This is a genomic window from Micromonospora foliorum (genome assembly GCF_022229015.1).
GTDB classification, from domain to species: Bacteria; Actinomycetota; Actinomycetes; order Mycobacteriales; family Micromonosporaceae; genus Micromonospora; species Micromonospora foliorum.
This window is the reverse complement of the sequence record NZ_JAKKFF010000203.1, coordinates 1-10,573: the sequence shown is the minus strand read 5'-3', so window position 1 is coordinate 10,573 and position 10,573 is coordinate 1. Positions and strand designations below refer to the sequence as shown.

General features: G+C 66.7%; 11 protein-coding genes. 6 read left to right on the top strand and 5 right to left on the bottom strand.

The genetic code is table 11. From position 1 onward, the window contains the following. Positions 1-519: 519 nt before the first annotated feature. Positions 520-795, top strand: a complete 276-nt coding sequence (locus PSH25_RS34310; protein ID WP_441005353.1) for a zinc finger domain-containing protein — start codon at positions 520-522, stop codon at positions 793-795. A gap of 364 nt (positions 796-1,159) precedes the next feature. After that, complete coding sequence (locus PSH25_RS16135; RefSeq protein WP_238659873.1) at positions 1,160-1,765, top strand: hypothetical protein; 606 nt, start codon at positions 1,160-1,162, stop codon at positions 1,763-1,765. Positions 1,766-2,041: 276 nt separating this feature from the next. On the opposite strand, the gene PSH25_RS16130 is transcribed toward PSH25_RS16135, so the two are convergent. Next, entirely contained in the window at positions 2,042-2,257 is a 216-nt protein-coding gene (locus tag PSH25_RS16130; protein ID WP_238659872.1) for a winged helix-turn-helix domain-containing protein, read from the bottom strand. Positions 2,258-2,911: 654 nt separating this feature from the next. On the opposite strand from PSH25_RS16130, the gene PSH25_RS16125 reads away from it, so the two are divergent. Next, positions 2,912-3,085 carry a hypothetical protein gene (locus PSH25_RS16125; protein ID WP_238659871.1) on the top strand — a complete coding sequence of 58 codons (174 nt, stop codon included), beginning with the start codon at positions 2,912-2,914 and terminating at the stop codon, positions 3,083-3,085. Between the two features lie 359 nt (positions 3,086-3,444). Here the strand turns inward: PSH25_RS16125 and PSH25_RS16120 are convergent, their stop codons facing one another. After that, a complete protein-coding gene (locus PSH25_RS16120) occupies positions 3,445-6,153 on the bottom strand; it encodes an RICIN domain-containing protein (RefSeq protein WP_238659870.1) in 2,709 nt (902 codons plus the stop codon). A gap of 715 nt (positions 6,154-6,868) precedes the next feature. Here PSH25_RS16120 and PSH25_RS16115 point away from each other — a divergent pair. After that, the gene (locus PSH25_RS16115; RefSeq protein ID WP_238659874.1) at positions 6,869-7,264 is read left to right on the top strand and encodes a DUF1062 domain-containing protein; all 396 of its coding nucleotides are present in this window, start codon (positions 6,869-6,871) and stop codon (positions 7,262-7,264) included. A 167-nt stretch (positions 7,265-7,431) separates the two neighbouring features. Here the strand turns inward: PSH25_RS16115 and PSH25_RS16110 are convergent, their stop codons facing one another. Next, entirely contained in the window at positions 7,432-7,965 is a 534-nt protein-coding gene (locus PSH25_RS16110; RefSeq protein ID WP_238659869.1) for a sulfatase/phosphatase domain-containing protein, read from the bottom strand. After that, positions 7,947-8,156: a sulfatase-like hydrolase/transferase gene (locus PSH25_RS16105; RefSeq protein ID WP_238659868.1), complete on the bottom strand. Its 210-nt coding sequence runs from the start codon at positions 8,154-8,156 to the stop codon at positions 7,947-7,949. The genes PSH25_RS16110 and PSH25_RS16105 overlap by 19 nt, the downstream gene beginning before the upstream one ends. A 252-nt stretch (positions 8,157-8,408) precedes the next feature. Between PSH25_RS16105 and PSH25_RS16100 the strand changes: the two genes are divergently transcribed. Further along, positions 8,409-8,582: a hypothetical protein gene (locus PSH25_RS16100; protein ID WP_238659867.1), complete on the top strand. Its 174-nt coding sequence runs from the start codon at positions 8,409-8,411 to the stop codon at positions 8,580-8,582. Between the two features lie 264 nt (positions 8,583-8,846). Here PSH25_RS16100 and PSH25_RS16095 read toward each other — a convergent pair whose 3' ends face one another. Further along, positions 8,847-9,227: a VOC family protein gene (locus PSH25_RS16095; RefSeq protein WP_238659866.1), complete on the bottom strand. Its 381-nt coding sequence runs from the start codon at positions 9,225-9,227 to the stop codon at positions 8,847-8,849. Between the two features lie 324 nt (positions 9,228-9,551). Between PSH25_RS16095 and PSH25_RS16090 the strand changes: the two genes are divergently transcribed. Then, positions 9,552-10,364, top strand: a complete 813-nt coding sequence (locus PSH25_RS16090) for a hypothetical protein (protein WP_238659865.1) — start codon at positions 9,552-9,554, stop codon at positions 10,362-10,364. Positions 10,365-10,573: the final 209 nt, after the last annotated feature.

Genomic DNA, 10,573 nt, shown 5'->3' with positions numbered 1-10,573 from the left:
CCGGCAGCCGGACGGGCCGCGCCCGAGCGGCGCGGCGCATGAAGAGGCACGCCGGGTCCGTGCGGCGTGTCGCGGCCGTCGGGGGCCGGGGGCTGGCGGCGCGAGTGTGCCGGGCCGCCCCTCCAAGCTCAAGGGCGCTACGCGTCGCAAGCGACGGCCCTGCGGGCCGCCCTTGACCTTGGAGCCTCTGCGACCCTCGGGCAGGAGTCGTGGGCAGGCCGATGGCCTGCCCTTACATGATGCGCGCCGCCAAACCCCCGCCCCCGACTCGTCGCTGGGTCACCCCGAGGAGTCAAGGTCCGCTTGACGGCGAGCCAGGCCGGTGGCTCGCCTCCCGAAGGGCGGGTCGGTTGCATACGGAAGGGCAACACGGGTAGTCCGGGCGTATGCGGGTCTGAGGTCTGTTGCGTCTGAACGAGCCGGAGCCATGCCCAGGTTCCTTCGGCCCGACGGTGGGGAGGCACAGTTGTGCGCATCGACGTAAACGAGCCGAGGGCTGCCGAACGGTTCTGGGAAGGGATGCGGGAGGTAGCTAGTGCTGCCGCGCGGCATCGCGATCCAGAGTTGTACAAGTCGATCGTCAAGATCGGCAGGGCCGCGCTTTCTCAAGGTGTTGAACTAGTGCCATCAGGTGGGCTCTTTCTCCAATGTCCCGTTTGCGGCGTCTCGCCAGGTCAGCGCTGTATTAACGTGCCCAAAAACCCTCTACAGAACAACATTTTCCACCCGGCTCGTATAGAATTGGCTGAGAAGGCGCTCAAGGGAGAAGTCCCTCTTCCTGTCCCACTCCATTAACTACCACCCGACAAGATTAGGAACGGGTTGGACGATCGAGCTTGCGCGTCGAGGAGTCAGTGCGACTACAGCTCTCGATGCTGCGATCTTTGGGAGCGCACTTGGTGCAAGCGTCAGGCCCCCTGAGCCCGTGCCCGATACAGCGATCAACACCGCGCTCCCCGGATGCAGAGTGCGATAAGTCATACTCACCCGCCCCGCGTTGGCTCAGCTAGGCCAGGCCGCAGCGCACAGAGCCTCGCCCTCGTTAGGGACAAAGAGGTCGCGGGAACCCAGCCGTCCGCTCACCCCTTGGGCTTCCTTGCCGTTGGCCTGGGAGACGCCAAACTGTCACGGCTGGCAGACCAGCACGGTGGGCAGGGGCATGCACGGGGAAGGTCCGGCCGAGCGAGCCGCCGGGAAGTCGCGCAGGCTTACCGATGGGGACGACCTCCTACGGGGGACGGCGGAACAAAAGCTAGGGGGCTTCTACGCGATCGCGTTCGGTGCCTCGCTATTCGCCTGGGACCTGGCCTTCAACTTCGGCACGCACCGGACCATCTTCTACTACCAGCGGCAGGACCTGTTCGTACTGTCCCTAGTTGTCCTCCTGAGCGCTCTCCTCCTGCGCCGCCGGGTGCACACCCACCTCTGGGTGCTGCTGTTCTTCGCACCCCCGCTGGTCCTCCAACTGGCACGACTTGTCATACCGCACCCTCACGGCGACGTGATCGCCACCGTTGAAAGCGTGCTGGCCGTCGCGACCATCGCTGTGTTGCCGGTCGTAGCGACGATCGTCCTCCGGCTACTCGCGCCCAACTACTTCACCCTTCCCGGCCGCCGCCTCAAAATAACCATGGCTGCGATCGTCGTCGGCGTGACGCTGCTGGGCTTTCTCACCGGCTACTTCAATGACCACTTCCTTACGTGCCAAGACTTCATCGTGGCCGGCGAAGATCCCGCCCCGAACTGCACGCATACGAAGCCGTAAGCTACGTCTCCGGTTACCGCCGTTGATCGAGTAGGCGGTTGAGGGTGAGAGCCGCGTTGATGCGCCCCGGATCCCCCGACGGGGGCGGCGCGGGCCGCCGGCCGAATGGCTGTCGAGAGCGGCGCTGACAGCAACCGCGCCGGACGCCGGCACGCTGACGAGGGCTGGCATGGACGAAGCTCCGAGCGTGCAGCCGCTCCCGGACAAGCGCAGACGAGACGCACAGAGCTTGTAAGCGAGATGCCGCGGGCGTGGCGGCCAGCTCTCCGAGGGGATCTATTCGGCGACGAAGACGCCAACGCCGGGTAGCGTTTCGGTCATCCCTTTGATCCGTAGCACCTGCATGGCACGGTCGATCACCGGCTCGGTGACCCCGTAGTGCTCGATCAGCTCTCGCCGGCTGGGCAGCTTGGAGCCGGGCTGAAACTCGCCGGACTTGATGCGTTCGGCGAGGTCGTCGGCGATCTGCTCGTAGCGGTAACGCGGTGGCACGTGGTTCTCCTCGGTTGGCAACACGAGTAGACCACCTACGTCAGCCCTTGACTACCCAACGGTACCTATGGGAGGTTGCCGAGGAGGTCGATTCCCTCGGTTGGCGCTGTGGGCCGTCCTCGCCGGCGTGGATGTTCGGCGCGTCCCCCGCGTTCGGGCATCCACGCCTCCAGATTGCTCTGGCACAAGGAGACGGCGGTGCTCCCTTCGACATGGACAGGGCAGGCCCTGGCGCGAGCGGGCGAGGCGAGCCGGTGAAGCGAGTCTCGTACGACGAGTATGTGCTGGCGGTGGCGCTGACCCTCGCTCGCCGTCACCGGCCCGTCTGGTCTTGGCGGTACTGGCGGCGCGTCTGCCGCTGTGGAGGCGATCTGCCATGCCGAGGCCGCCACCGCATCCCGATCAACCGCGGCCACTGGCCCAACCAGGACGGCCCGCAGTGACTACTCATCACCCGATCAAGCCGGCCTGGACGTGCGGCGGCTGTGCGGGGGAGTGGCCATGCCAGACCCGGCGCCGAGAGTTGCGAGCGGAGTACGACCGAGCCTCGGTCTCGCTGGCCCTCTACCTGGCGGCCCATCTCGTCGATGCCGCCCAGGATCTGGCCCACGTTCCCGCCGGCCACCTGTATTACCGATTCCTCGGCTGGATCCGATGAGCATCCTGCGCCTGGGTGACGAGAAGTTCCATTACAGCGACGGTTCCCACAAGTGGATCCCGCCGGACCCGGACTACGACCAGGAGGTCTGGGACGAACAGGTCCGCCAACACAAGGAAGGACACCTGAGAAACGTGCGCCCGAAGGTGCGGATCCAGCGCCTCGTCTGATGCCAGCAGTACAGCAGCGAAGTACAGCAACGGTGCCAGCCGGACCGAGCCGAGAAGCACGCCAACAGGCCGTGTGACCTCGCATCAAGCCCGATTCGATCACGCTGCCGAGACTTCACACCGAAGAGGTCGCTGGTTCGATACCAGCATCGCCCACTCTCAGTTTGTGCAGAGGCCCCGGGCCTGGCTCACGTACGGGTAGCGAGCGGACCGGGCCCGCGTCTGTCCGGAGCGGTAGCTCGTGCTCCACCGTGATTGGATCGCGGCCGACTCGGGGGCACAAACCGTGCCCCCGAGTCGGCGCGACATTCGGCAGCCTGTTACCGGCGGCCGAACTTGGCGCTTACCTCTGCCACTGGTCAGGCGGGTACGAACTGCCACTGTTGGTTGGCCCCGTTGTTGGCGGTCCACTGCACGACCTGCGCCCCGTCGCTGGTCGAGGCGGCGTAGACGTCGGCTGCCAGTCCGCTGCTGCGGGCGATGATGGTGTAGTAGCCGTCACCGGTGGGCCGCAGGTACCACATCTGGTTGGTGCCGCCGTTTGCCGACCACTGCTGCAGTTGCAGGCCGGCCGTGGTGCTGCCGGCGTTGACGTCGAGCATCTTTCCGGAGGCGGTGTAGCGCAGGGTGTAGGCGTCCTGTGTGGTGCTGATCGTCCACGTGGGGGTGCCGCTCTGCTGGATCGCCTTGGCGCCGTCGGCAGTGGAGTTGCCGGCGATGGCGAGGGGCTTGCCGCTGTTGCGATTGACGATGCGGTAGGTGCCGGCAGTGGGCCCGGTTCCGCCGCCTCCGCCGAGGTTGAGGTACTCGACCGCGTCGGTGAAGACGGTGCTGCCGGACTTCGTGGTCGACAGTTGCAGGTACACGCGGCTGCCGGTGGCGGGGGCGGTGAAGGAAACCGGTTGGGTGACCCGTGAGCCGAGCGGGATGGTCAGGTTGCTGCTGCCGGACGCGACGACCGCGCCGGTCGGGCTGTCGAGCCGGGCGGTCCAGGCGAAGTTCACCGAGGTGTTGGTGAAGTCGTCGTTGAACACGGTGATGTTGCGGGTCACCGGGGCGTTGCGGGCGTAGGTGGGTACCGCCTGCGGCAGCGGGAAGGTGCCGTTGGAGTCCGAATTGCCGGAGGCGGACCAGTACGGGAGGTCGACCGCGGCCACCGGGTTGAACGCCGCCTGTACGCGCTGGATCTGCGGGTTGCTCCACGGGTCGGGCAGGTTGTCGACGCCGTATATCGGGTGACCACCCTCCTCCGGGGTGAAGTCGGTGCTCCGCACGCCGGGCACGACGCTGGCCCAGGCGGACAGCAGCGTGTACGGGCGCAGATCGGTGGCGCCCTTGCCGCGTTTGGCCAGGGTTGCCGTGGCGAACCACTCGAAGCCCTGCTTGTTGTTGCATGCCGGCCAGATGTACTCGCCCTCGCCGTCGGGCCGCCCATTCACGGTGATCAGGCCCTCGCCGTACCTGCCGAAGCCGTCGACGTAGTGCGGGATCACCGCGAAGTTGGCGTACGTCATCCCGGGATACAGGCTGACATTCCCGCCGACGCCCACCTCGACAATGATCGGCCGGGTGCCGTCGGCGCCGTTCATCGCCGCGTACAGGTCCTTCTCGAACTGTTCGGAATCCTGGCCGCTCTGGTTCGGCTCGTTGTTCTGACTCCAGCGGATGATCGCGGGGTGGTTGCGGTCGCGCAGGACCAGCGCACGGGCGTGGTTGACCATGTTGTCGCGCCCGACGGAGTTCTGCCACTCCTGCGAGGATTGAGAGCCGCGAATCGCGACCTCGTCGATGATCATCAGGCCCATCTCGTCGGCGACATCCAACATGTACGGGCTCCCGGGCTCCTGGTGGATGCGCACCACGTTGTAGTTCAGCCGCTGGTAGTTGTCCACCGCCTGCGGCCAGCCGCCGTTGCCGGACGACGGGGGCAGGAAGCCGGGCAGGGTGTGGTACGCGTCGCCCTTGCCGCCGTTGTTGATCCGGTCGTAGTCGGCACCCTGGAGGTTGTCGCCGCGGAAGTTCACGCGCACGCCGTTGAGGTAGTAGTAGTCACCGTTCTGGGTGGCCTCCCGGAACCCGAACCGGTACTCGGCGTCGCTCGTCCGGCCGTCGTCGGTGACGGCATGCACCGTCAGCCCGTGCAGCTGCGCCCGGTACCCCGACCGGTACGGCACGTTGGGCCACCAGTACGAGGTGCTGTCGAGGTTCCACGCGATCGGCCCGACGGTCACGGTCACGGTCGAGCGGGCCGCCACGGTGACCGTACGGCTGGGCAGTGCCGGGTAGCTGAAAGCCGTTCCGTTCTTGGACGACAGCGACCCGGTCAACGTCACCGACCGGGAACTGCCCGACGTGTTCCGCACCGACACGTCGTAGGTCAACGTCTTGTTCGCCACCGACGTACGCACGAATGTGTCGCTGACGTACACCGCCGGGTACACCCGCAGGAACGCGGACCCGAAGATCCCCTGCGGTATCGCCTCGGACCACGTGGCGGCGTCGGGCACCAGGTACCGGCCGTTGGATGCCTTCAACGCGCCGCGGCCCTTCACGTTCACGGTGATCGTGTGGGTGGTGCCGGGCGCCGCGTATGCGCTGATGTCGAAGTTCGACGGGGTGAACGCCGTCGTCTGGGTGGCGACCACGCGGCCGTCGACCGACAGTGTCGCCTGGTGGTTGACGGCGCCGAACTCGATCCAGGTCGACTGCGGCTGCCCCGAGTCCGGCACGGTGATGCTGCGCGAGTACACCGCCTCGTTCACGTCGGTGAAGCCCTGCTTGTACCAGCCGCCACCGGGCACCGCGATCGTGGTCGCCCCCCGACCCGCGGGCGTGAAGTTCCACGTCCCGGCCAGGTCGACCGAGGCGATCGCGGCGTTACCGGCCGCCACACCGTCAAGGCCGGCAGCCGCGACACTCTGCGTCGCGACCGGCGCGGCCAGGGTCGACCCGGGGGGCGCCAGGGTCAGGCCACCCAGCGTCAGAGGCAGGCTGAGCGCCACGGTCGCGGCCAGCCCTCTGGCCCACGCCGACAATCGGCCGCCCCAGCGGACGTTCGTACGATGCACGGTTACCTCCTGTGACTCACCCGACAGCCTCATGACTCCGAGTTAAGGCGTATGTGCAGGCTGCAGTTGAATCGATTCGACGATCCGCCGACGTCGTCGACCACCCGGGCGGGTGAACACAGCCGACATGTAGATGTGATTAACCGGCAACACGGGGCACTGGGTCAAGGATTTTCACTCATCTATCTCCTGGCGAAGCCTGAAATCCTCGCAATGCTTACAAAAGCCGCAGCAAAGGTAGGACGAAAGGCCCGTCGGCACCGCTGTCGATGAGTTGCTATTCGATGGACGAGCGCGAGGCCTTCGTGGCCATGTCCCGGTTCGTGTGGCAGTTCGCGAACCGCGCCGGGGACGACCTGCTCACGCTTTTGGGAGACATCGGCATCGAGGCAGACGGCGGGACAACGGATCCCGCCGCGTGGAACGACCGGCCGGAGTACGGCAGACAGCGCCGCGAGGGCGAACGACGCGTGCTCGATGCCCGGTTCGCTGACCCCGACCCTCAGTGCTCGGCACCAACACAAAAATCGGTGGCCTCGCCAGCCCGTCCCGCCCTACCTTGCAACTGGATCTTTCTTCTCCGACCCTCTCACGAGAGGACTTCACCCCGCGTGACGCCGCCTGCTCTTTAGCCCTGACACCTTCCCCGTGCATCGGTCGCCGACGTCGCCGTCGGCTCTTTTCCCATGCCTTCCGTCAGGTCTTCAGAGGGATCATGTCTAGGCGTCCTCAAATCGTTCCGTCCTGGACCCTTCGGCCCAGGCACCGTCCCCTGCTCGCGTTCCGCTGCGTCCACTGCCATTCCGGCCTCGCCAGCACCGGCGACGGCAAGTTCCGCGTCAATGCCAACGACAAACTCCTCGACATCCTGCTCCTGGTCACCTGCGTTTCCTGCGACCCCACCAGCAAAATCACGGTTCACGATCGCGTCCCGGTGCGGTACCTGGATCCGCTCCTGCTGGAGGGCAACTCCTTCCGCGGTGGGCCTGCGCTGGGGCGAGAGGCAAGGTGGCCTTGCCCCGGACTGCATCATGCGGCGGTCCGCGCGCGGTCGCTCATGACCGGGCGCGAACGAAGATCAGGGCCGGCCCGATACCGGCGACGAAGGTAAACGGCCAGGTTCATACATCCGGTGATGTTCAAAGGATCGACTGCTCATCTGATGAGTAGCCCCTCCGTCTCGTCGTGCTCGCGTGGCCAACTGCGTCCGGCCCGGCGAGGACGGCGATCGGCCCTGGCCTGCGGCAGCGTGAGCTCGCAGGTCAGGGCCGATGCATGTCAGGCTGGCACGTGACCTGCCGTCCAGCACGCCGAGTGGCTGTGGCAGGCGACGTACGCGGCAAGCGCATCGTGTAGCGCCGCCAGTCGCGTTGCCGAGAGCCCTGCGGCGATGTTGCTGAGCTGGTGGGGGTCGACGGTCCGGTTGTAGTACTCCCGTTCGCCGTTTGAGTACTCGACGTAGGTGTAAGTCGCTGTCCGTAGGGCCTCGTAGGTGACTGGGCTGCCGTTGCGCCGGTCCTGGGCGTCAGGGTCGTCGGATGCTTGGTTGGGGCCGTGGTGCTCGATCAGCGCCCCGGTGCGCCAGTTCGGTGCCGGGTCGCCCTGCGCGAGGGGGAGCAGGTTGCGCCCATCGACGTGCGCGCCGACGTCGGCGCCGCCGATACGTTGGAAGGTTGGTACCAGGTCGATGTTCTGAACGATCTCGGCACGCTGCGATCCGGGGACGACGCCCGGCCCGGCGACGACGAGCGGGACCCGCACGTCGGTGTCGAAGGCGGTTTGCTTGCCTCCGGTCAGCCGGTACTCGCCCATGTGGACGGGCAGCACAGCGAGTCGGTCACCGTGTAGTTGGTGAAGGTGACCCCCTCGCTCTGTAGTCGCTGCACCTGAGGCAGGTATTGCACGAGGTTCCACGCGAGGTCATCGACGAGCACGAAGATGATGTTGGGTGCGGTCGCGGTAGGCGCCGGGGAGCGGGTTCCGCGCCGCGTGCCGGTGTCCACGCGGTGAGCAGAGTCAGCCCGGCCACGAGAGTGCGGCGAGGAGGCGTCGATCAGTGATAGCCATGCTGCCAAGCCTGGTTAAGATTTGTCAGCATCTATTCAACAAATGGTGATGATCCGATCAACACCTCGGTCGGCCTAGTGGCCCGGCCCACGCCACCATGGTCATTGGGGCGACCTAAGGCGAGGGGAAGGCCGCCCGGCTCGCGGGCCCGACGAGCGGCAGTCCGGAAGACGACGGATACTCGCCTGATGACTGGACCGGATCTCGACCCCGAACAGTACCCGCCCATCGACCCGCGTGAGCCGGTGCCCGACGACGCGGGCGTCCTTCTGCCCGGCGCGCCGAACGAGCTGCCCGAAGCCCCGGCCGAACCGATGCCGGACGACGGTGGCAACGCCGGCGGCGTGCGCGAGCCGGCATAGATCCGTCCGCGATCGAGCGCGACACCAGCCCCGACCGTCGATACCGGCGCCGACGGCGCTCAAGACGTCGGGGCGCCGCCCACCGGATCCGCATACGACGCCGACTACCGCGAGCCCGGTTTGGGGGAGCAGGTTTGGGAGCAGCGGGGTGCCCTGAACAGCCTTGAACTGCGCCCAACGGTATCGAACGTTCCTCAACTGCACCCATCTCTGCCTGCGGGCTCCAGAGATCGACCTCTCGGGAATCGGTGTCGACGAGGGCCGTCAGAGTGGGTCGAGGCGGCGCTTGAGCAGGCAGAACTCGTTGCCTTCTGGATCGGCGAGGACGTGCCAGGACGCATCCGCAGGCTGACCGATGTCGACGAGTTTGGCCCCGGCGGCCAGGAGGCGCTCGAGCTCGGCGTCCTGATCGCGGTCCGTGGGGTTGACGTCGATGTGCAGCCGGGCATGCCCGTTCTTCGGCTCGTCGTCGCGGATGAGGAAGATCGTCGGCTGCGGGCCGCCGAACCCTTCGCGCGGGCCTATCTCGATGTAGACCCCCTCTTCGCGATCGAGCTCTATGAAGTCCAGGACCTCGCACCAGAATCGCGCCAGCACCTCGGGGTCGCGGCACTTGAGCACGAGCTCACCGATACGGCATGCCATTGACGAAACCTACTCTCAGCATGGGACCTGCCGGGGCGGCCGCACGCGGATCTCATGGGCTCCCCGCAGTGCGAACAAGCTCGCGACCATACCGGGCGAGGCGAGCAGGGCTGGACGAGGGTGCACGTCGGGCTGAGCCCTGACGGTCGTCAGTCAGCAGGAAGTCAGCGAGACGCGCGACAACAGCCGTCAACCGTTGGTACGGGACAGCAAAGTCCCGGACGACAACACCGGTCGTCGGCATTGATCAGCAAGCACTAAAACTGTGTGAAGCTGCCTTTGCTCGACGGCCTAGGTTCGGCTCACCACGTAGAGTGCGGGTTCATGGGTTGGTACGGAACGCTTCTGCTGGCGAAGCCCGCCAATGGGACTCTTCCGGCGCACCCACAGGTGCGGCCCGCGTTCGGATCGCGATTCATGACACCCGGCCCGTGGGGCAACGCGGTAGGGCTGCACGACCTGGGGGACGGCTGGCAGCGGGTCGGTGTGAAGCCGTTCTACAGCGAGCGGTTGCGGCTGGCGGCGGGCGTCCAGGCGCTGGTCGCGGCGACTGCGGCCCCGGTGCTAGCAGCGTGGGTCTCCGAGAGTGTGTGTGCCCATGTCGAAGGCAGCACGCCGGGAGGCGTGGCCCTGTCTGTGCACCTGCCAAACACTGACGAAGAGTGTGGATACGAGCACCTGGAAGGTCAACCGGCGCGGGTGCAGCCACGCCTTGCCGTCAAAGCAGTGGAGGCCTGGGCTCGCGAGGCCGGGCGGACCCCGTCGACCGAGGTCATCTCGGCCATCGTCGACGGCCTCTGGAACGAGCTGCCCGCTATGGAAGACGAGGTGCTGGCTTTGTTCGCTGCGCTGGGGTTTCCGCCGGAAACGGAGATCCTGCCGGTCATCGACGCGGAAGATCCGGCGTTCGGAGATTACGGGTCCACGGCCGACTGGGCGGACATGAAGGCTTCCGGCCTGATTCACGCGGCGAGTAGGGGCGAGGTGCTGGGTCCTGAGTACGACCTGACTCCGAAGGAGCGGGACTATCTGCGCTTCCGCGACCTGGTGTGGGGCTCGGTCTACGGTGGCGGGCTCAGCCGCGAGGAGCTGATCGCCCGATACGAGCAACTGACGTCGCAATGGCCGGACCAGTAACCGGGTCGCCGCTGCCGGCAAACCGGCGTCAATCAGGTAGACGGGCCGTAGCTGCCGGTCAGGGGATCATGTTAAGCATCAGGTGGGACGCCGGTGTAAAGCATCAGCCGGGACACGACACCCGGCTGCCGGCGAAGTGGTGAGAACTTTCTGTACGTCTTCAAGGCGGCCCGCAACGGGCCGCACGCGCCGCCGCCTGGGCGCGCGTC